This window comes from Paraburkholderia caffeinilytica (genome assembly GCF_003368325.1).
GTDB lineage: Bacteria > Pseudomonadota > Gammaproteobacteria > Burkholderiales > Burkholderiaceae > Paraburkholderia > Paraburkholderia caffeinilytica.
This window is the reverse complement of record NZ_CP031466.1, coordinates 2,693,087-2,714,490: the sequence shown is the minus strand read 5'-3', so window position 1 is coordinate 2,714,490 and position 21,404 is coordinate 2,693,087. Positions and strand designations below refer to the sequence as shown.

At 60.6% G+C, this 21,404-nt stretch carries 15 protein-coding genes; 11 read left to right on the top strand and 4 right to left on the bottom strand.

All coding sequences use genetic code 11. The features are described 5' to 3' along the window. Positions 1–6: 6 nt before the first annotated feature. Positions 7–5,448 (bottom strand): AAA family ATPase, encoded by a 5,442-nt coding sequence (locus DSC91_RS12040; protein ID WP_115778408.1) that lies wholly within the window; start codon positions 5,446–5,448, stop codon positions 7–9. A 452-nt stretch (positions 5,449–5,900) separates the two neighbouring features. Here DSC91_RS12040 and DSC91_RS12035 point away from each other — a divergent pair, with 452 nt between their 5' ends. The 4 genes from DSC91_RS12035 (at position 5,901) to pruA (ending at position 11,366) form a co-directional block, all read left to right on the top strand. After that, on the top strand, positions 5,901–7,301 hold the full coding sequence (locus DSC91_RS12035) for a sensor domain-containing diguanylate cyclase (protein ID WP_229758363.1): 1,401 nt from the start codon (positions 5,901–5,903) through the stop codon (positions 7,299–7,301). A gap of 339 nt (positions 7,302–7,640) precedes the next feature. After that, positions 7,641–8,441: an N-formylglutamate amidohydrolase gene (locus DSC91_RS12030; RefSeq protein ID WP_229758364.1), complete on the top strand. Its 801-nt coding sequence runs from the start codon at positions 7,641–7,643 to the stop codon at positions 8,439–8,441. 71 nt (positions 8,442–8,512) lie between these two features. Beyond that, complete coding sequence (locus DSC91_RS12025; protein ID WP_115778402.1) at positions 8,513–9,514, top strand: LysR family transcriptional regulator; 1,002 nt, start codon at positions 8,513–8,515, stop codon at positions 9,512–9,514. Positions 9,515–9,755: 241 nt separating this feature from the next. Then, positions 9,756–11,366 carry an L-glutamate gamma-semialdehyde dehydrogenase gene (gene pruA, locus DSC91_RS12020; RefSeq protein WP_115778400.1) on the top strand — a complete coding sequence of 537 codons (1,611 nt, stop codon included), beginning with the start codon at positions 9,756–9,758 and terminating at the stop codon, positions 11,364–11,366. Between the two features lie 190 nt (positions 11,367–11,556). Here the strand turns inward: pruA and DSC91_RS37435 are convergent, their stop codons facing one another. Further along, positions 11,557–11,706, bottom strand: a complete 150-nt coding sequence (locus DSC91_RS37435) for a hypothetical protein (protein WP_162831375.1) — start codon at positions 11,704–11,706, stop codon at positions 11,557–11,559. Between the two features lie 231 nt (positions 11,707–11,937). On the opposite strand from DSC91_RS37435, the gene dapA reads away from it, so the two are divergent. The 7 genes from dapA (at position 11,938) to DSC91_RS11985 (ending at position 19,532) form a co-directional block, all read left to right on the top strand. Then, positions 11,938–12,837 carry a 4-hydroxy-tetrahydrodipicolinate synthase gene (gene dapA / locus DSC91_RS12015; protein ID WP_115778398.1) on the top strand — a complete coding sequence of 300 codons (900 nt, stop codon included), beginning with the start codon at positions 11,938–11,940 and terminating at the stop codon, positions 12,835–12,837. Positions 12,838–12,865: 28 nt separating this feature from the next. Then, the gene (locus DSC91_RS12010; RefSeq protein WP_115778396.1) at positions 12,866–13,936 is read left to right on the top strand and encodes an ABC transporter substrate-binding protein; all 1,071 of its coding nucleotides are present in this window, start codon (positions 12,866–12,868) and stop codon (positions 13,934–13,936) included. A gap of 56 nt (positions 13,937–13,992) precedes the next feature. Then, a complete protein-coding gene (locus tag DSC91_RS12005) occupies positions 13,993–14,829 on the top strand; it encodes an ABC transporter permease (protein WP_115778394.1) in 837 nt (278 codons plus the stop codon). Beyond that, the gene (locus DSC91_RS12000) at positions 14,826–15,680 is read left to right on the top strand and encodes an ABC transporter permease (protein WP_115778392.1); all 855 of its coding nucleotides are present in this window, start codon (positions 14,826–14,828) and stop codon (positions 15,678–15,680) included. The genes DSC91_RS12005 and DSC91_RS12000 overlap by 4 nt, the downstream gene beginning before the upstream one ends. Before the next feature lie 92 nt (positions 15,681–15,772). Beyond that, complete coding sequence (locus DSC91_RS11995; RefSeq protein WP_229758365.1) at positions 15,773–16,876, top strand: ABC transporter ATP-binding protein; 1,104 nt, start codon at positions 15,773–15,775, stop codon at positions 16,874–16,876. 7 nt (positions 16,877–16,883) lie between these two features. Next, the gene (locus DSC91_RS11990) at positions 16,884–18,326 is read left to right on the top strand and encodes an FAD-binding oxidoreductase (protein WP_115778388.1); all 1,443 of its coding nucleotides are present in this window, start codon (positions 16,884–16,886) and stop codon (positions 18,324–18,326) included. A gap of 9 nt (positions 18,327–18,335) precedes the next feature. After that, a complete protein-coding gene (locus DSC91_RS11985) occupies positions 18,336–19,532 on the top strand; it encodes an alpha-hydroxy acid oxidase (protein ID WP_115778386.1) in 1,197 nt (398 codons plus the stop codon). Positions 19,533–19,650: 118 nt separating this feature from the next. Here DSC91_RS11985 and DSC91_RS11980 read toward each other — a convergent pair whose 3' ends face one another. Both DSC91_RS11980 and DSC91_RS11975 read right to left on the bottom strand, forming a co-directional pair. Next, complete coding sequence (locus DSC91_RS11980) at positions 19,651–20,580, bottom strand: electron transfer flavoprotein subunit alpha/FixB family protein (RefSeq protein WP_115778384.1); 930 nt, start codon at positions 20,578–20,580, stop codon at positions 19,651–19,653. Further along, positions 20,581–21,330, bottom strand: coding sequence for an electron transfer flavoprotein subunit beta/FixA family protein (locus tag DSC91_RS11975; RefSeq protein WP_115778382.1), 750 nt, complete (start codon positions 21,328–21,330; stop codon positions 20,581–20,583). Positions 21,331–21,404: the final 74 nt, after the last annotated feature.

The window sequence follows — 21,404 nt, the reverse complement described above, 5'->3', positions numbered from 1 at the left end:
ACGGGGTTATGCCGGCATGGCCGGATGATCTGGAAGTCTTACCTTGATTGCGGTACCGGCTCCCGGCGAACTGATGACGTCGATCTGACCGCCCAGCATCAGAACCCGCTCTTCCATGCCCGCCAGTCCGAACGATCTTTTTCTGGCCGCAAGAACGTCGAATCCTTCACCGTCGTCGCACACTTCCAGCAGACAGGCATCAGGCGTTTGTTCCAGCGTAATGATGACCTGGCTGGCCGCAGCATGGCGGGCGACATTGGTCAGCGCCTCCTGCACGAGGCGGAACAGCACGATCGCGCGATCCTCGCTCACGACGATATTTTCGTCCTGCAAATACAGGCGACATGCCGCGCGGCTGTTGCGGTTGAACTCGGCGGCGAGCCACTCGAGCGCAGACGCAATGCCGGCGTTCAGCACCGCAGGGCGCAACGACGCGATGACGTCCCTGACGACCTGCATGGTTTCGTCCAGCAGGGAAACCATTGCTTCGGTCTGTTCGACCAGCTCCGGGCGATCGCTGCCGAGCTGGATGCGCAATGCCGACGCCCTGAAGCGAAGCGCGGTGAGGTGTTGTCCGAGTTCGTCGTGCATTTCCCGCGCAATGTGTTTGCGCTCTTCTTCGCGAGCCGTTTCGCGATGGGAGGTGAGTTCCCGCAGCATCTCGTAGGATTGGCGCAAGCGGTGTTCTGCTTCCTTGCGCTCGGTCAGGTCGACCACGAAAGCGACACCTTCTTTCCCACTGGCTTCGAACGCGGCCCTGCCGACCATCACGGGCACCCGGCTGCCGTCCTTCCTGATGTACTCCTTCTCGGTGGGCTGACTACGCCCGTTCTGCGCGATCTGTGCCAGCACCCGGTCGGTACTTTCGTGCCACTCTGCCGGCGTCAGATCCCTCCATCGGACGCGGCCGGAGACAAAATCCTCGCGTTCGTATCTCACCATGCGCAGAAATGCGTCGTTGGCCTCCAGAATGTCGCCCTCCGCATTCCACACGATGATGCCGATGATGTTGGCGTCGACGAGCCGGCGGAACCGGGCTTCGCGTTCTGCCAGATCGCGGTACAGCCGGGTGTTCTCGAGCGAGGTCGCCGCCTGGGAGGCGAGAAGCCGCAGCACCGCGATCCGCGCCGGCGCGAAGGCGCGAGTGACCAGATTGTTCTCGAGGTAAAGGGCGCCGATGAACTTGGCCTGATTCATCAAGGGCAGGCAGAGAATGGAACGCGTCCTATGCTGACGAATGTAGGAATCCGTAGCGAATGTGGGCTCGCTGGCGGCATCGCCCAGAATCACGCTTTCCGTCGTGCGCAAGACATGACGGAGCACGGATTCAGGCAGCACCGACGCGCTCACCGGCACGTCGCATAGCTGCACGCGAGGCCCGTCATTGCCTGTCGTGACTTCCGCTGCTATCCGCTGTGCGCCTCCGTCTGGAAGAATCAACAACCCTCGCTCGGCACCCGCCTGTTCAATCGCCGTGCGCATGACCAGATCAATGAGCTTGTCCTGGACGATCTCACCCGAAACGGCCTGCGATACCTTGATGACGGTAGCGAGGTCCAGGTGTTCGACGGGCGTTCCGATCGTGCTGGTTGGCCCGGGTGCGCGCTCCTCCTCCCTCAGATGCGGATGCAGTTCGTCGAGCTGCCGCACCTTGCCGTCTGCGCCCCAACGCTTGTAGCCTCGTCGGGCGTCCTGCAAATACACGTGGGCAATCTTGTCGAAACCGCGCGCTGCATAGAAGCGGGAGGCGAGTTCGTTGGCGAGGGCTTCGTTCTGCACGAAGCCGTTTGCGCGCGCCGACCGGATGGCCTCTTCGTAGAGGCGCATGGCGTCAACGTCGCGGTACGTCAGGCGCGCTATCTCGGCACCGACCAGCGCCGCGCGATTGCCGAAATTTTCCGGACAGTTCGTTGCCCAGACCGCGAGGCACCGATGATGGGCGGCGATGGCGTCCAGGTGCTGCTGTCGCTCGCCGGCGGGTGCGCGGTCGCAGTGGCCGGCCTGGGAAAGTGCGCTGTAGAGGTGATATTCGCTTTCTTCCAGATGCGACGATGAACTCCACAGCAGTTGCTGGGCCATCGACGCAGCAGCCATGGCCTCGGCAAGGTCGCCGGCGAGATACCGTCCCTGCAGTTTTCGTATCCAGTACCAGCATGCGGCCGTCGCGAGAGCCGGATTGCTGGACAAATGCTGCTCGGTGCGCCGTTCGTTGAACTCATCGCAGTCAAGGCGGCCAAATTTCAGTGTCGAGCCACGCAGCATCCGGATCAGCGCGATCTGCGCCGTGATGTTATTGATGACGAGACCGAAGCCCGCGTTGGTTGAAAACGCGAGGCCCTGTTTGGCTTCGCGTTCTGCTTCAGTCAACGGCTCACCGGCGAAAAGCAGGTCCGAAACGAGATGACAGCACGTGTAGGCTCCGGACGGGACGTCTCCGATCCGGTTCGCCGTTTCGAAAGCCCGGCGCAGCATCTTGCTGCTCGCGCGTACGTGTTTCGTCCAGCGCACCACGTACAGTGCAAAGCAGAGATAGGTCACCGCCTCGTAGCGTTTGAGTCCGCGTCGCTCGACCAGTTCGTAGCCGAGCTGGCCGAACTGGAATCCGGCCTGATAGTCGCCAAAGCGTGGTCCGGCGATCCTGGGAAACATGACATAAGCGAAACACGCGGCGTCGCAGTTGCCATGCTCGAGGCTGAGACTGATTGCCTTGCAGATTGTCAGGGACGCCAGATTTGCGTCGGTGAACCACGCGGGTCTCAAGAGCTTGCTCAGCACATCGGCGGTGGCGAGAAACGACGGATCTTTCATCAGGGGCAAATCGATGAGCGCCTCGATGGACCGGCCGGCAAGCTGCGACCGGGTGCGTTCGTATTCCCGTTGCGCGTCTTTCTCTTGCGGATGCGCCAACCACTCGATGCCAACATGCCGGAGATGGTCGAGACAGACATCGACCGCGCGCTCGCTCAGATCGAGGGTCAGGTACACATCCATTTGCAGGCACGTGACGAGCGCCTGTTCGACCGTGCTCGCCGCGCGGCGCGACAGCATGGCCAGCCGCTCCTCCGCGGCGGGTAACTGGCCAGTGAGAAATTCACATTCGGCCAGGTTCAGTTGCAGCGCGAAGACAAGTTCATGGCTGCGCTCCCAGCAATCGTCCTTCAGGAGTTCCGCACCCATGGTCAGATAAGTGCGCGCCGATGCATAGGCGGTCGACGCCTTGGCCCGCTGGCCGGCGATCAGGTTGAAACTGGCCAGCTGCTCGCGTTCTTCCTGCCGGCTCACCAGCGTTGCGCCACGGTTGAGCTGACTGACGATCTCGAAGATCGCCTCGTTCCTCCTGTCGGCGGGGGTCTTCGCCGCGAGCAATCGCCCGATGCGCAGATGGGTGTCGGCGCGCGACGTTTTGGGGATCAGCGAATAGGCGGCTTCCTGTACCCGGTCATGCACGAACCGGTAGGCGTGTTCATGGTGCTCGATCAGTTCCTGATCGAATGCGGGTCGCAGCAGCGTTCGAAGCGCCTGCTTCGACTTTCCCAGAATCCTTGGCAGCATCGCGACCGAGGCCGTGTTGCCGAGGCAGGCGAGCTGTTGCAGCGCATGCTGCGTTTGCGCCGGCAGACGGGCCAGCTTGGCGACCATCAGGTCCACCACGTTGTCGGTGTAACCCCTGCTGTGAATGGGCGGCAGCTCCCAGCACCAGCGGGCCGTGTCGTGATTGAACGTGAGCAGATCCGCGTCGGCGAGGGCGTACAGAAACTGGGTGACGAATAGTGGATTTCCGGCGGTCTTCACATGCACGAGGTGCGCGAGCGGGGCGGCGCGTTCGCGCTCGCAGCGAAGCACATCCGCAATGAGTTGCTCAACGTGCCCGGGCGCGAGAGGTGCGAGCGCAATTTCGCACACCCTTGCGCCCGTTGCCCTGACCGTCTGGAGCGTGTGCTTCAGCGGATGTCCGGCATCGACTTCGTTGTTGCGATAGGCGCCGATCAGCATCAGATATCGCAGATCCGGGTGGGTGAGCAAATCTTCCACCAGGTCGAGGGTCGCGGCGTCGATCCATTGCAAATCGTCGAGAAATAGCGCCAGCGGATGTTCGCGTCGGGCAAAGACACCGATGAAGCGGCGGAAGACCAGCCGGAAACGGCTTTGTGCCTGCTGCGGCTCGAGTTTCTGGACAGGCGGCGGCTCACCGATGACAAGCTTTAACTCGGGGATCAGATCGGTCATGAGGCGCGCGTTGGGTCCCAGTGCCTCCAGCAATGCCTCGCGCCACATTGCCAGCTCCGTGTCGCGCTTGCCGAGAAGCGGCCGCACAAGACCCTGAAATGCCTGTACCAGGGTCGAATAGGGTATGTCGCGCTTGAACTGTTCGAACTTGCCTGACGCGAAGAGCGCCTTCGGCCGTACCAGCGCCTTGTGCAACTCGTTGACGACTGCGGACTTGCCGATGCCGGAATAGCCGGACACCAGCATCAGTTCCGGCGTGCCGCTCGTGATGACGCGCTCGAATGCGGCGACCATGGTCGCGATCTCGCGCTCTCGCCCGTACAGATGTTCGGACATGAGGAGGCGGTCGGGAGTGTCGTGCTCGCCCAGCGGGAAGGCATCGATATGGCGCCGCTGCTGCCAATCAGCCAGGCAGCGGCGCAGATCCCGCTCGACGCCTGCCGCCGTCTGATAGCGCTCCCCGGGCGTCTTGGCGAGCAGCTTCATAACGAGTTCCGATAAGGCTGACGGGATAGCCGCTATGTGTGTATTGGGTGACGCTGGTTTTTGGGCGATATGGCAATGCATCAGTTCCATCGGGTCGGCGGCCGTGAACGGCAGCGTGCCGGTGAGCAACTGATAGAGCGTGGCGCCGAATGCATAGAGATCGCTGCGCGAGTCGACCGCACGATTCATCCGGCCGGTCTGCTCGGGTGCCATGTAGGCGAGCGTGCCGACAATGGTTTCGGGGGGCTCGGGCGCTTGCCGCTCGCGTGGCAGTCGCGACGCGATGCCAAAGCCCGTGAGTCGCACCCGGCCGTCCGTGCAGTTCACCAGGATATGCGAGGGCTTGAGATCCTTATGGACGAGGCCCTGCTGGTGAACCTTGCCCAGCGCGGCGGCGATGCCCACGCCGATGTACAGGACGCTTTCCACTTCCATGGGTGCGCCAGTCAGCCGTGCCAGCAGCTCGCCGCCTTTATCCTCGAGCACCAGCATGGTCCGGCCGTTTGCACGCACCAGCTCCACAGGGCGTACCGCCCACGTGCCATTCAACTGATCCTTCAGTGCGAATTCGTGAGCGAGGCGATCGAGGGTGGCGGGCAAGGGATATTCGGCGGCGGCACGAGCAACGAGTACGCTGTCGCCGTCCGGGGCCTGAACCCGACAGAAGGCGCATTCGCCATCTTTCCACAGAACCTGGAGGCTGCCGTCTTCTTCGGAACCGCGTGGAACATTCATCTACCGTACTTCACTATAGGGTTTCTGGCCGTCATTCATGCAGGAGGAGCGCGCCCCCGTTCATCTGCGTGGAGTGTACCGCCAGCCAATGATTACACGGCGGCGTCGACGCAGTCAGCAACGTCAAAAACCGACGTTGTCCGCGATACACTCTGCGGTGAGGCCGGTCTAAAAAGCGGAGCCCCCATTCCGTCAACGCAGGAATGGAGGGCGCTTGAAGCGGATCCCCGAGGCCGCGCGTCAAGGCGCTATCCGGCCAGAATTCAGGATTTCCTCACGGCATTTTCATCAAAACCTTACAGATCGGCGCTTGCACCAGTGCATTTGATCTCTCATAGTCAGCGTCTTGCACCGTTCAGGCGACGGCCTGACGTCGCAAGGCACAGGCTGTGTGGCGAGTCCACTCATGTCAGGACCGAACCTGTTCAACAATGGCGGCGGAACAAAGCTTGATGCCTGAACTTATCGATGAGCAAGCCGATTTGCCGCGCTCGAATTCTGTAGATTGGCACACGCGCCTGCTTCCAGGAGCCGTTGCGCTCCTGTCGATGCTCGTCTTTCTGATTGCCGCGCCGTTCGCGAAGATGCCGCTGCCTCATATACCGGCATTCATCCCGGTATATGAGTCGGTGCTCATCATTAACGATCTGATTACCTCCGTCCTTCTGTTCGGACAGTGTGTGATCGCCCGTTCACGGGCACTCGGCGCGTTGGCAAGCGGCTATCTGTACACATCGGCGATCGCTCTTCTTCACATGTTGAGCTTTCCGGGGTTGTTCTCGCCAACGGGACTGCTGAATGCGGGGCCGCAAAGCACGGCATGGATATACATGTTCTGGCACGCCGGGTTTCCGCTCTTCGTCATTGCCTATGCGCTGCTCAAAGACGGAAAACAGGCCGGGATGGCGGGCAACAGCTTCGGAGCACGCAGGCTGATGTTTATCGTCGGCGCTCTCCTTTGCCTCGCGGCGGGGATGGCTGCCCTCGCCATAGCAGGAGAACGCCTGCTGCCCGAAATCATACAGAACAACCACTACACGCCGGCGATGCGGTGGGTGGCGGGATCAACCTGGGGATTCTGTCTCCTGGCCCTTGCGGTGCTGTTCCGACAAAAATCGCGTTCGACGATCGACCTGTGGCTGATGGTCGTGCTGTGCGTCTGGATTTGCGATGTCGCGCTGAGCGCTGTGTTCAACGGGGGGCGTTACGACCTCGGGTTCTATACCGGGCGATTCTATGGCATGTGCGCGGCCAGCTTTGTCCTTCTGTTGCTGCTGGTCGAAAATACCTTTCTCCATTCGCGACTGGCTGCAGCACTTGACGAGTTGAAACGGCTCGCCACGACAGATCCGCTGACGGGTGTCGCCAATCGCCGCGCCTTTGACGCCGCGCTGACAGCGCACTGGCAACGCGCCGTCCACGACGGATCGCCCCTGTCATTGCTGATGATCGACATCGACTTCTTCAAACGTTTCAACGACCACTACGGCCATATCGAAGGAGACCGGTGCCTCGTGCTCGTTGCCGAATGCCTTGCGCGCACAGTGCGGCGCGGAAGCGATCTGGTGGCACGCTACGGTGGGGAAGAGTTCGTGGTTCTCTTGCCGGAAACCGATGCGGCCTCGGCAGTTCATGTCGGTCAGCGAATGTGCGATGCGGTGGCTGCCCTTGCGATTCCCAATGAAGGCTCACCGCATAGGTCGAACGTCACGATCAGTGTCGGCGTCGCCAGCCAGATCATCGAAACAGGCGCTGAGATGACGGATCTGACAAAGGCAGCCGATCACGCACTCTATCAGGCAAAGGCTGGGGGGCGTGGCCGGGTCGAAGAAGCGGGGTTGGTTGCCGGGTAGTTGACTGCGCTGCGCGCTTGCAGCGCCCGCCTGCGTCGATCGCGTCGATCGCGTCGATCGTGGCCGCAGAAGGGAAACGCGCCGCATCCCCATCCGCCTGGCCTGCGGCCTGTCACACACCCGAAGGGTTTTAACTGCGTAAGCGCCGCTTATAAATAGATCAACCCACGCTTACGGAACGCCCGCCCGGAAATCTGTTCAGGTACCGTCGTGGACATTGCGTCGCGTTTTCGTACGCTGACGCGCGAGGACCGCACATTCAATGCGAGTCGATGGAAACCCGAGGGTACTCACATGCAGAACCTGCCGTACGGCCAGATTTCCCAAGGCGACTCACCCGTGCTGGTCGTTACGCCGCACACCGGAACCTCGATCCCGGCGGCGTTGCTGGTGAATCCCGCATGGGTGCCCGTCGAGGGACGCCAGGCTGACCCCTTTGGCGCGATCCTGCATGGCGCCGCGTTGAAGCGGGGCATGACGTGCGTTTCGGCCCTCTATCATCCCTGTGTCATCGACTTCAATGTCGCGCTCGATAACCGGCCGCTTTCGTCCAGGCTCAACCGGGTCGGCTTGTGCCGAACGCACACTTCCCGCGGCGAGGCACTGTACGCGGAAGGGCGGGAGCCTTCCGAGGCCGAGGTCAACGCGCGCGTGGACCAGTACTGGAAGCCGTTCCATGCTGCCTTGACGAACGAGCTTTTGCGGCTGCGCAGCATGCACAGCAACGTTCTGCTTCTCGTCTCGCACGCCAGCTCGTGGCTGTCGCCTTATCGGGAGCAGCCGGGCGCCGCGGACTGCAATATAGGCACCAACCGCGGCGCTGCGTGCGACAGACGCCTGGTGACTGCCGTCACGGAGTCGGCGCAGGCATTCAACCGCTCATGGGTGGTCAACGGCAAGCTCGCGGATGCCTTTGCCGCGCAGCACTACGGCAAGCCGCCGACTGGAATTCATGCGATCGAGATCGAAGTGGCCGGACGCTGGCGGCTGGACTGCGAGCCGCGAGCCCTGCCGGAGGGCGGAGCGGCTGCCGATGCCGCGCTCGACAAAATGCTGGGGGCGTTCGAAGCTGTTTTGCGCACTTTGCCCAGCAATGAACAACCGGCTCAGGTGGGTTCTGCCCCTGGGGAGCGCTGCTAAACTTGCATCAGAGGAGTCGCTCAGCCTTGGCGGCCGTCTAACACCATTCCGCTACTACTTCGCCGCCGACCATGAAAGAGAGCGCACCCGAACAGTATCCTGACTGGGACCTGCTTGCGAGCTGGGTCGCGGTGGTGGAAGCGGGCTCCATTTCAGACGCGGCCAATCGGCTCGCCATTTCGCAGGCCGGGGTTTCCCAGCGCATCAAGGCGTTGGAGACGATTCTCGACACCACGCTGCTCGACCGTGCGACGCGGCCAGCGCGGCCCACCGCTGCGGGCCAGCGGCTCTTCGAACATGCGACGGTCCTGTTGCAAGGTGCGGACCAGATGGTGGAGAGCGTGCGTAACGTGACCCGGGCAAAACGCGTTGTCGTGCGACTGGGTTGCGTCGATTCGTTTGCCGCTACGATCGGTCCGATCATCATCAAGGCGTTGACCGGCACGTCTCATCAGATTCGCCTGTGGTCCGGCATCACGCCGACGCTCGACGCTCAACTCGAAGCGCGCCAGCTCGACATGGCGGTCACGACCAACGGTCTCGGACAAACGCCCGGCATTCGCCGGCAAAAGCTTTTTTCCGAACCCTACTTCGTGGTCTTGCCAAAGAGTTTCGAGGTCGACCGCTTCACGACGCTGGCAGATTTGAGCCGGCATCTTCAGTTCATTCGCTACAGTGCCCGGTCGGTCATTGGCCAGCATATCGACGCCTATCTGGCTGCGAACTCGGAAAACGTGGAACGTACCTGTGAATTCGATGCGACTGATCCGATGCTCAGCCTCGTGGCGGCGGGCCTCGGCTTCGCCGTCACCACGCCGTTGTGCGTGTGGCAGTCCCGGCATTACGTGCCGGACTTGCGAGTCGTTCCACTGTCGGCCTTCTCGCGGCAAGGGCGTCCTTATACCGGACTCAGCCGCTCGTTCTTTCTTGCATACCGGGAAAACGAACTCGGTCATCTTCCTGCCGACTTATACGATTTGCTTCGACGGGCTTACGAACGGCAGGTGTCGCGTGACATCGCGAAAGCACTCTGCCTGAAGTCCGAAGATGTTTTCTTGCCGGAGGAGGCATAGCGCACGGCTACCCCCCGGAGATCCCGTGGATGGCGTGGATATTCGCTTTCATAACGAGGCCGGATTCAATTCATAACCGTGGGTTTAATAAAAAGCCGCGCATTTTGCAGCGACTACTCTCGAAACTGAAGTTCTCCGTCGCGGCAAGTTGGGCGCAGAGCCCCATCTGATCAGGGATGCGCCACGGGTGACGCTAGCTTTGCCCTGCGGTTCATTGAATCGATTTTCTTAAGGAGTAGGCGTGATTTCAGGTCCACAATTCCCGTTGCCGGCTAACGAGCCGGAAGTGCACTTCGGCCACGGAACAGCGGCAGCCCGCGAGCTGACCCAGGCACTCGCGCAACGCGATGTCGTTGAAATCCCGACTGTCATTGCTGGCAAGCGCTATTTCTCGAACGATGTCGTGGAAGTGCGTGCGCCGCACGACCATCAGCGGCTCCTCGCCCGCATTCACCGACCGTCCGAAGCGCAGATCACCGAGGCTATAGCCAGCTCGAAGAAGGTTGCACGCGATTGGGCGAGTCTGACGCACGCAAGCCGCGCGACGATTCTTCATCGGGCCGCTGAAATCGTTGCGACGCGCTCGCGTATGAGGATTAACGCGGCCACGATGCTGGGCCAGAGCAAGACCGTGGAAGAAGCCGAACCGGACAGCGCCTGCGAGCTCATCGATTTCCTGCGCTTCAACGCCTATAACGCGCAGCGCGTGTACGCCGAGCAGCCGATGTCGGTTTCGAGCGCGGCGAACCGCATCGACTGGCGTCCTCTGGAGGGTTTCGTGTATGCCGTGTCGCCGTTCAACTTCACGGCGATTGGCGCAAATCTGACCACCGCACCCGCAATCATGGGGAATACGGTTCTCTGGAAACCGTCCGAGAAGTCGGCGTTGGCCAACTACATTTTCTTCGAGGCACTCGAAGAAGCGGGTCTGCCGCCTGGCGTGATCAACTTCGTACCGGGCGAAGCTGAATTGACGACACGCCTCGCACTGTCGTCGCCTGACCTCGCGGGCATTCACTTCACCGGTTCGTCGGCCGTATTCCAGTCACTGTGGAAGGGCGTCGCGTCGAAGGTCGATTCGTTCCGGACTATTCCGCGTCTGGTCGGCGAAACGGGCGGCAAGGACTTCGTTCTGGCACATCCATCCGCCAACGCTTCCGAAGTCGCCATCGCATTGATTCGCGGTGCGTTTGGATATCAAGGCCAGAAGTGCAGCGCGGCATCGCGCGCGTATCTGCCGAGAAGCCTGTGGGCCGCGGTCGGGCAGGAATTGCGCGACCGTCTCTCGCAACTCAAGGTCGGGGATGTCGCCGATTTCAGCACCTTCATGGGGGCTGTGATTTCGCAGGCTTCGCATCAAAAGCTCAGCCGTGTCCTTTCCGCGGCGAAGGAAGATTCCGCGGTCCAGGTCGTCTCAGGCGGCAAGACCTGGTCCGAACCGGGCTACTTCGTCGAGCCGACCGTGCTTCAGGTGACAGACCCAAAGCATGCATTGATGACCGAGGAACTCTTCGGCCCGGTTTTGTCGGTCTTCGTGTACGAGGACAACGCCTGGTCCGAAACCCTGCAGCTCATCGATGCGACGAGTCCCTACGCGCTGACAGGTTCGATTTTTTGCACGGACCGTTTTGCCCTGCATCAGGCAGAAGACGCGCTCGTCAATGCAGCGGGCAACCTGTACCTGAACGACAAGCCGACCGGCGCCATGATCGGACAACAGCCGTTCGGCGGCGGCCGGGCAAGCGGCACCAACGACAAGGCGGGCTCGTATCTGAATCTGCTCCGCTGGGTATCGCCGCGCACCGTTAAGGAAACGTACCTGCCAACGCGCGATTGGCAGTTCGGCGGCTGAGCATCCTGCACGGCCACTGCTGAAGGTGCGGGAAGTTTCACGTGATTCACGCGCCAGGGCGCTGCTGCTTCCTTCGGAACGCAGCAGCGCGGCTACCAGGCGGGGTTCGGCCGCGTCGTCCCTCCCACCGCCCACGCGGCGCGGAACACCAGTATCGCGCCAGACGTGCTGCTGAACACGAATCGCCCATTCATCCGTTCGGCCCGATGACGCTCATCAGCAGCGACGCCACGATGAGGCCGAACACTCCCCCGAAACAGAACGTCAGCGGAAGGCTCGCCGAAATCGCGGCGCGGAGACAGCGCGGAGACAGATTGGAAACGGCGATTGCGAGCCACACGGATCTCCCTCCCTGGATCTGTCTGGAACGCCGACCGGCTGAGGGTTTGTCCCAGTGGAAGAACCACTCCATGGTGCGTCAAGGTCGATTGGATAACCGCGTCTTATGAAGATGGTAACTGGCACTGATGGTGCAGCCCATGTGTTTTTGGCTTCCTATCGTGCTAACTAGGCGACGTACAGCGACCAGTCGACGATCGAAGTCAATTTTCATCAGAAGAAGGGCGTACAGATGAGCATGAGACACCAATACGCAGGCATTCTGACTGCGGTCCCTACCCCGCTCGACAAGGAGGGCCGATTCCAGCCGGCACCTCTGCAGCGGCATATTCAGCGCCTCGCGTCCGCGGGTGCGGACGGGGTCGTGCCGCTGGGCGGAACGGGCGAATACACCGCGCTATCGGCGAGCGAGCGTCTGCGGGTGGTCGAATGCTCGATCGAGGCGGGCGCGGGCAAGCTGCATGTCGTACCCGGCATTCTGTCACCCGGGATCGGCGACGCCGTCGATAACGCCAAGGCTTTCGTGGCCGCTGGCGCGAAGGCGCTGATGGTGGTCACGCCGTACTATTTCCGCCCCACTCAGGACGGGATTGTCGACTACTACAAGAAGTTTGCCGACGAAGTCGATGCGGACATCATCCTCTATGAGATTCCGTATCGCACCGGCGTTTCGCTTCACTACGAGACGGTTGCGCGGCTCGCGGAGATGACCCGTGTCGTCGGTATCAAGGCATGCAATCCGGACCTCGCGCAACAGATGCGGGTGGCCGAACTCGCGGCGTCGAAGATTGCGATCCTGAGCGGCGAGGAAGACGTTTTGCCGTTGCACGTGGCGATGGGCGCCGTCGGCGGGATCATTTCGAGTTCCAACCTGATTCCCCGGCAATGGGCGAAGGTCCTGTCGCTGGCATCCAGCGGCCAGTTGAAAGAAGCGATCGAGTTGCATGCGACCTTGCGGCCGCTCATCGATGCAGTTTTTGCCGAGCCGAACCCGGCACCCATCAAAGCGGCGCTTGCCCTGCAGGGTTTTGATTTCGGCGACGTTCTACCGCCGATGCTCCCTGCGTCGGATGCGCTACGGCGCCGCTTGGCGAGCGTCATTGCGCCCATCGTCGCACGTGAAACCGAGTAGACCACTCATCACATAAAAGGCCATAGCCATGTCAGCTGATTCCAAAATCGCCTTGCCCCGCCGCCGATTCCTGCAAGCCGCGGGCACGACTCTGCTTTCGACCGCCATCGCCGCGCCGATGGTCATTACTTCACGCAAGGCCATGGCCGCGAGCAACCTGACGGTTGTGAGCTGGGGTGGCAACTATCATGCGGGCGTGGAAGAAGCACTGGCGAAACCATTCGAGAAAGAATTCGGCGTTCACGTGACCCTGGTGGATACCCCGGATCTCGCGAAGGTGAAGGCTCAGGTCATGACGAACAATGTCCAATGGGACGTGTTCGACGCGGTGGGCCCGATGGCGATGACCGGCTCGAAAAACGGTTATTGGGAGCCTCTTGATCCGGCGCTGTTCAATCGGAGCGACCTGATCGCGCCGATGACGAAAGACGCGGTTCCCCTCTATGGTTTCACCGGCGGCATCTGCTGGGACAACAACAAATTCCCGGATGGCAAGCACCCCCAGACTTTTGCGGAATACTTCGACGTCAAGAAGTTTCCAGGGCAGCGGACGCTGCGCAACCGTGCCAGCGAGACGCTGGAAATAGCCTTGCTCGCCGACGGTGTCGCGCCGGACAAACTGTACCCGCTGGACGTCGAGCGGGCGTTTAAGGCACTCAACCGTATCAAGCCGTTCATCGGCAACTGGGTAGACCAGACGCCGCAAACCGTCACGCTCGTCGAGACCGGCCAGGTCGATTTCAGCTACACCTACTCGACGCGCGTCAAAGCGGCTCAGGAAGCCAACAAACCCATCAACTTCTCGTTCAAGCAGAATCTGATTGGTCTTGAATATCTGGTGGTTCTGAAGAATTCGCCGAACAAGGCAAACGCCATGAAGTTCGTGCAATTTGCGCTGCGCCCGGACCGGCAAGCCGCGTTGATGAATGAGCTCGGCAATACGCCGGCGAGTCGCAGCGCCTTGCCCATAATTAAGCCGGAAGTCCGGAAGTGGCTGTCCGACCCTGCGAACAAGATGAACGTCGTCAGCAACGACGCATGGTGGGCCGATCACTACGACGAGTTGACCTTGCGGTTCAAGGAGTGGGTGCTGGGCTGATTGCACTATCCCCGGTGCACGTCGATGGGTGTCGGCGTCTGCGTTAAGGAGCGGTTATGAAATCACGTGTTGACGGACTGCTGTATGTCGGGCCAGCGACCGTATTCCTGTTTTTCGTGTTGTTTGTCCCGCTTGCCTACGTCGTCTATACGAGTTTCTGGATTAACGGTGGCCTTTCGCTGTCGGCGTACCAGCGGCTCCTCGGCAGCGAGCTGTTCCTTCGCACGCTCTGGTCCACGTTCCAGATCAGCATCACCGCCTCGGTGGCCAGCCTCCTGTTGGGCTATCCCATTGCGATGCATCTGGCCAGGCAAACGCCGCGTAAGCGCGCCGTGTACATGGTGTTGGTACTCGTTCCGTTCTGGACAAGCATTCTCGTCAAGAGCTACGCGTTCACCATCCTGCTGGGACGGGACGGACTGGTGAACCAGTTGCTGTCGGCCGCGTTCCATACACACGTGCAGTTGCCTCTGCTGTTCAACCGTTTTGGTGTGATGGTGGGGATGACCAACTATCTGATTCCGTTCATCGTGTTTCCGGTGCTCGCCAGTCTTCTCTCGATCGACCCGTCGTTGTATCGGGCATCCGAAATCATGGGGGCGAAGCCGCCGCGCATATTCTTTCGCATTACGTTGCCGTTGAGTCTGCCTGGTGTCGCGGCCGCGGCGTTGAGCACGACGGTGATGTCGATGGGGTTCTTCGTCATACCGGCCCTGCTCGGCGGGCGGCGGGACGCAATGATGTCCAACCTTGTCGACTTCTACACACGGGAGACGATGGACTGGAATATGGCATCCGCAATCGGCGTCATTCTGCTCGCCATCGTCACGCTGGCGGCGATGGGGGCGGAGCATTTTCAACGGCGCGACTCGAAGAAAAGGGCGATGGCATGACAACCTCCATTGATGTGGTGCCGCCTTCCGGCACAACTGCCGGCGTGGTGATCGACAGGCAGGAACGGCGTTATGCACGGCTTCGCAACGTCATCGCGTTTGCGGTCTATGCGTTCATTCTCGTGCCGACCTTGATTGTCATTCCGATTTCATTCGGCGGCAGTGGCGAGTTGACGTTCCCACCGCGAGTCTGGTCTCTTGAACTGTATCAGCAGCTGTTCACCTCGTCTTCGTGGATGGGAACGATCCTGCAGAGCCTCAAGGTCGCCGGATTGACGATGGTGATCTCGGTACTGATCGGCGTGCCCGCGTCGTACGGTCTCGTGCGCTTCGAGTTCCCCGGCAAGCGGCTCGTGTTGCTGCTTCTCATGAGCCCGATCCTCGTACCGGTTATCGTGATCTCGCTCGGCCTGTACCTCTATTTCTCGCGACTCCATCTCGTCGGGACGACGGCGGGTCTGGTTGTCAGCCATGTCGCGTATGTGACGCCGTTCATGATGATGACGGTAATGGCCGGTGTCAAGAAACTGGACCCGGCACTGGAGTTCGCGACCACCATCGTGGGCGCCAATCGACGGACCGTCTTTCTCAAGGTTGTGTTGCCGCAGCTGAGGCCGTCGATCTTCGCAGGGGCGCTGTTCGCGTTCCTCGTGTCGTTCGATGAGGTCGTCATTGCATGGTTTCTGACGAGTCCGACCACGACGACTTTGCCGGTCAAGATGTACAGCAGCATTCAGTGGGATATTTCACCCGTCATTGCCGCGGTGTCGGCGCTTCTCACGGTGCTCTCGCTGGTGTTCTGTTGTATTTCCGCGTTTCTGCAGCCAGCAGCACCTGAATCGTCACATTGAGGCCGGAGACAAGCATGTCACATGTACTGCTCGAAAAAAATGGACAGCCTTCGGCCCAAACGGGCCCTTCGGCCAACGGAAATTTGAATGCCATGTCGACCTCAACAGCCGCCGGGGACAACATGATTGTTTTCCAGGGTATCAGCAAGCGTTACGGGAATTCAGTTGCGTTGCACAGCACCGATTTTTCGGTGCGCAAAGGCGAGTTCTTGAGCCTGCTGGGCCCCAGCGGGTCGGGCAAAAGCACCATCCTCAATATCATTGCGGGCGCGGTGGCGCCCTCTACTGGCAGCATTCTGCTCGACGGAAAGGACGTATCGACGGTCCCGCCGCGTGAACGCGGACTCGGCATGGTCTTTCAGAACTACGCTTTGCTGCCGCACCTGAACGTATTCGACAATGTGGCATTTCCGTTGCGTATCCGGGGCGTCGGCAAATCGGAGATTCAGCAACGCGTTCGCAACGCGTTGGAGCGGGTTGGCCTCACGGGCTACGAGAACCGGAAACCACGCGAAATGTCCGGCGGTCAGCAACAGCGCGTGGGCATTGCGCGTTGCATTGTCTACTCTCCGTCAGTCATCTTGATGGACGAGCCCCTGGGCGCACTGGACAAGAAACTTCGCGACCAGCTTCAGGGTGAAATCAAGCGTTTGCACCGGGATCTGGGTACGACGCTCGTGTACGTCACGCATGACCAGGAAGAAGCGCTTAACCTCTCCGACCGCGTGTGCCTGATGAACGGCGGACGCATCGCTCAACTCGGTACGCCGGACGAGCTTTATTTCGAGCCGACCAATGAGTTCGTGGCGGATTTCGTCGGCGAATCCAATTTGCTTGAAGGCGTCGTTCAATCGAATGACACGGTGCTGGTGAACGATAACTGGGCGCTCAAGGTGCGAAGCACCGAGGGGCACGCCACCGGTTCGAAAGTGAAGGTGCTCGTGCGGCCCGAGAAGATTTCGGTTCTTGAAGGCGAAGAATCGAGTGCGTCCGGCGCCGGGGATATGAATGCGTGCACAGGCGTCATTTCACAGATTTCGTTTGTTGGCGGCATGACACGTTTCGAGCTGGCCACTGCCGCGGGTTCGACGTTGCTGGTAAAGACAATTTCCGCGCGAGCGGCCGAGCGTTCGCCTATGGGCCGTCCGCTCACCGTTCGCTGGTCGGCGCGTGATAGCGCGGTTCTGAAAAAGTAACCCCGATATGAATGCAAATAGCCTGATCGCTGCAATGAAGGAGTTGGTGGGCAACGCCAATGTGGTGGACACGCCGTCCGATATGGAGCCGCATCTGATCGACTGGCGCAAACGGCATTCGGGAAAGGCCGCCTGCATCGTGTTTCCCGGAACGACAGCGCAAGTGTCGGCGGTGCTCGCATTCTGTAACGACAATGCCGTCAAGGTGTTTCCGCAGGGCGGAAACACGAGCGTGTGCGGTGGCTCGGTGCCGGACAGCAGCGGCGCGAGCGTGCTGCTGAACATGCGTAAGATGAATCGCATCATCGAATTGAATCCACGGAACAACTCGATGACTGTCGAGGCAGGCTGTGTGCTCGCGGACATCCAGGCCGCGGCGCTGGAAGTCGACCGCCTGTTTCCGCTGACGCTCGGCGCTGAAGGTTCGTGCCAGATAGGCGGCAATATCGCGACGAACGCGGGCGGCACGAATGTGCTTCGGTTCGGCAATACGCGGGATCTGATTCTAGGTGTCGAGGTGGTTCTCGCAGATGGCCGTATCTGGAACGGTCTGCGCTCATTGAGAAAGAACAATAGCGGCTACGACCTGAAGAATCTGTTTATCGGCTCGGAGGGGACGCTTGGCGTAGTGACAGCCGCAACGCTTAAGCTATTCCCTCGACCTCATGCGATCGCTACGGCGATGCTGGGCGTGGAAACCGTCTCAGCGGCGGTCGACGAAGGGCTCAAACTCCAGGCCGCATTTCCGGGCGAACTCGTCGGTCTCGAACTGATTTCGCAGAGCGAGTTCGACATTTCGTTGCGACACGCCGCCAATACGCGAAACCCGTTTCAGCACACGCCAAACTGGACGGTTCTCGTCGAACTTGCCGCCGCGACCGGCACAAGCGAATCGCTGGCTGACAGACTGACAGAGGCATTGAACGACTCATTCAGCAATGGCGCGGTGCAGGACGCAGTCATCGCGTCGAACGAGCAGCAGCGTGGAGAGCTCTGGCGTATCCGCCATCACGTTACCGAGGCGAATGGCCGCGAAGGGATGGGGCTTACGCATGACATCGCGGTGCCGACTTATCGCATTCCGGATTTCGTCGAGCGCGCCGGTCGTGCGCTGGCGGAACACTATCCAACGGCGGTGCCCGTGATTGTCGGGCACATGGGTGACGGCAATCTCCACTACATTGCGATGTTCACGCATGAATACTGGGCGAGCGTCGAAGACAAGGCGGCTGTCCAACTGAAACTCAGTCATCTTCTCTACGACATCTCGGCTGAAATGGGCGGTACCTTCAGCGCCGAACACGGAATCGGTTCGCTGCATGTCGCGGAAATGGAGATGTATAAAGATGCAGCGGAAGTCGCGCTAATGCGGGAATTCAAGCAATTGCTCGACCCGAGGAACACGATGAATCCAGGTCGCGTGCTCCCCAATGCAGCAGTGGCGGACTAGAGCGATTGTATGGAATTCGCCAACGTCGCAGACTACCGTGCCGCAGCAAGGCGATTTCTACCGAAGTTCGCATTCGCTTATCTTGAGGGCGGTTCAGAGGACGAAATAACCCTGCGGCGCAACCGGCTCGCATTCGAGCGTGTGATGTTTGCGCCGCGGGTGCTGGTTGACGTCAGCACGGTGAGCACAACGGCGACGCTTGCCGGTCGCGCCGCGGCCTGGCCGGCGGTCGTGGGTCCGACAGGATTGAACGGGCTTTACCGCCGTGAAGCTGAAGAGACATTGGCACGGGCTGCGTGTGCCGCGGGTCTGCCTTTCGTTCTTTCGACAGCCTCCACGAGCCTTCTTGAAGACGTTCGCAAAGCGTCGGACGGCGAGCTCTGGTTGCAACTCTACGTCCAGCAGGACCGGAGAATCGCCGAAGACATGATGGCGCGCGCGAGCGTGTCCGGCTTTTCGACGCTGTTGCTGACGGTCGATACGCCCGTTACAGGTCAACGCGATCACTATGCCAGAACGGGTTTCAAGCTGCCGCTCCGATGGACCCGGAAGCTGTTGTGGGATATCGCCACGCATCCGCGCTGGACCGCGACCGTTGGCTTGCATGGTGTTCCTCAACTGGTCAACCTTGCCCGCAGTGCAAGACTGGGCTCCGGCATCGAGGCGCAGGCCGCGGCGCTGAGTCGTCAGATGGATTTGTCGCTGAGCTGGGACGACCTTGCGTGGGTGCGTCGCCACTGGCCGGGAAAACTGTTCGTCAAAGGCATACAGACCGTGGCCGACGCGCTCAGGGCGTCGCAACATGATGTGGACGGCGTGGTGCTCTCCAATCACGGCGGTCGTCAACTCGACGGTGCGCTCAGCGCGATGGACATTCTCGCGGACACGGTGTCCTCTACGCCGAAAGGTTTCGACGTTTTGATCGATGGCGGTATTCGTCGGGGAAGCGACATTGCGAAAGCGGTGGCGCTCGGCGCCAAAGGGGTCTTGCTGGGACGTGCGCCTCTTTACGGTCTCGCAGGCGCTGGCTCGAGCGGGGTGAATGACGTGCTGTCGATGCTGAGAAACGAACTTGAAATTTGCTTGCGGTTGCTCGGATGCCCCGACATTGCCTCACTCGACGCGAGTTATCTCGTCGGTGAGCGCGAGCCGCGTATCGGGGCGGCACTTCGTGAAGACGCTGAAACGATGGCGATCAGGTTGTGATCGAAGCTGGTTTTCGATTTCGCGAGAGCACTTCACGCCTGCTGATTGCTATTCCGATCATGCGGTGACGTCGCATTTGGCGGCGTCACCGTTTTCCTTGCTACTTTCAGAAAGGCATCTATAGCGCTTGCGTGAGCGCGGGCAATACGTCGAACAGGTCGCCGACGAGCCCATAGTCCGCGACGCCAAAGATAGGCGCGTCCGCGTCCTTGTTGACCGCGACGATGACCTTCGAGTCTTTCATACCGGCCAGATGCTGGATGGCGCCCGAGATGCCGACGGCGACATAGAGTTCCGGTGCAACGATTTTTCCGGTTTGACCGACTTGCCAGTCGTTCGGTGCAAAGCCCGAGTCCACCGCTGCGCGCGAGGCGCCGACGGCGGCGCCGAGTTTTTCGGCCAGTGGGTCGAGAAGGGAGAAGTTCTCCGCGCTGCCCAGACCGCGGCCACCCGATACGACGACGCGCGCTGCAGTCAGTTCGGGCCGGTCACTCGTGGCGACTTCACGACGAATGAAGATCGAGAGACCCGAATCGGCGACAGCCGGGGCGGTTTCGATAGCGGCATTGCCGCCGTCCGCGCGGGCCACATCGAACGCCGTCGTGCGGATCGTCGCGACTTTCACCGGGTCGCTCGACTGCACGGTGGCGATAGCGTTTCCCGCATAGATCGGGCGCTGGAAGGTGTCGGCGGACTCGATCGCGATGATGTCGGAGATCTGCGATGCGTCGAGCTTGGCGGCCACGCGAGGTGCCGTGTTCTTGCCGGCGGCCGTGGCGGGAAACAGGATATGCGAGTAACTATCTGCCAGGGCCAACACCTGGGCGGCGACGTTCTCGGCCAACTCATCCGCGAATTGTGGCGCGTCGACGAGGATCACCTTGTCGACGCCGGCAACCTTGCTCGCGGCTTGCGCGGCGGATTGCGCACCGCTGCCCGCGACAAGTACATGGACGCCATTCGAAAGCTGGGTCGCGGCCGCGATCGTATGAAGCGTCGAGGTTTTGATCTGAACGTTGTCGTGTTCCGCAATAACGAGCGTTGTCATTTAGATTACCTTTGCTTCGGTTTTCAGTTTTTCGATAAGCGTTGCGACATCCGGCACTTTCACGCCAGCCTTGCGCACCGGTGGCTCGACAATCTTCAGGGTCTTCAGGCGTGGCGACGGGTCGATGCCGAAGTCGGCGGGTTTGACCGTCTCGATGGCCTTCTTCTTTGCTTTCATGATGTTCGGCAAGGTCACGTAGCGCGGCTCGTTCAAACGAAGGTCAGTGGTGACGATAGCCGGCAGGCGCAGCGAGATAACTTCAAGTCCGCCGTCGACTTCGCGCGTGACCGTTGCGGTGTCGCCATCGATTTCGATGTTGCTGGCAAAGGTCGCTTGTGGCCAGTCGAGCAAGGCGGCCAGCAATTGACCGGTCTGGCCTGCGTCGTCGTCGATTGCCTGCTTGCCCAGGATGACCAGTTGCGGCTCCTCTTTTTCAACCACCGCCTTGAGAAGTTTTGCCACGGCGAGCGGTTGCAATTCAGCATCTGTCTCGACCAATACCCCGCGGTCCGCGCCGATAGCCAACGCGGTACGCAGCGTTTCCTGGCTTTGCGCCAGGCCGCAAGACACGGCGATAACCTCGGTCGCTTTGCCGGCCTCTTTCAAACGTGTTGCCGCTTCCACGGCGATTTCGTCAAAGGGGTTCATCGACATCTTGACGTTGCCAATGTCCACGCCGCTTTCATCGGCTTTTACGCGGACCTTCACGTTGTAATCCACTACACGCTTTACTGCGGTCATCACCTTCATCTGATCTTCCTTGTGATTTCAGTCGTTTATGCAGATACGGGAGAGCTCGATCGTCAGGAGCACGAGCGGTTTCA

Coding starts and splice junctions, on each gene's coding strand:
- DSC91_RS12005 (WP_115778394.1), top strand. CDS start 13,993: ATGAAATCACGTGTTGACGGACTGCTGTATGTCGGGCCAGCGACCGTA.
- DSC91_RS12010 (WP_115778396.1), top strand. CDS start 12,866: ATGTCAGCTGATTCCAAAATCGCCTTGCCCCGCCGCCGATTCCTGCAA.
- DSC91_RS11980 (WP_115778384.1), bottom strand. CDS start 20,580: ATGACAACGCTCGTTATTGCGGAACACGACAACGTTCAGATCAAAACC.
- DSC91_RS12035 (WP_229758363.1), top strand. CDS start 5,901: ATGCCTGAACTTATCGATGAGCAAGCCGATTTGCCGCGCTCGAATTCT.
- dapA (WP_115778398.1), top strand. CDS start 11,938: ATGAGCATGAGACACCAATACGCAGGCATTCTGACTGCGGTCCCTACC.
- DSC91_RS11990 (WP_115778388.1), top strand. CDS start 16,884: ATGAATGCAAATAGCCTGATCGCTGCAATGAAGGAGTTGGTGGGCAAC.
- DSC91_RS11995 (WP_229758365.1), top strand. CDS start 15,773: ATGTCGACCTCAACAGCCGCCGGGGACAACATGATTGTTTTCCAGGGT.
- DSC91_RS12025 (WP_115778402.1), top strand. CDS start 8,513: ATGAAAGAGAGCGCACCCGAACAGTATCCTGACTGGGACCTGCTTGCG.
- DSC91_RS12000 (WP_115778392.1), top strand. CDS start 14,826: ATGACAACCTCCATTGATGTGGTGCCGCCTTCCGGCACAACTGCCGGC.
- DSC91_RS11975 (WP_115778382.1), bottom strand. CDS start 21,330: ATGAAGGTGATGACCGCAGTAAAGCGTGTAGTGGATTACAACGTGAAG.
- DSC91_RS11985 (WP_115778386.1), top strand. CDS start 18,336: ATGGAATTCGCCAACGTCGCAGACTACCGTGCCGCAGCAAGGCGATTT.
- DSC91_RS12040 (WP_115778408.1), bottom strand. CDS start 5,448: ATGAATGTTCCACGCGGTTCCGAAGAAGACGGCAGCCTCCAGGTTCTG.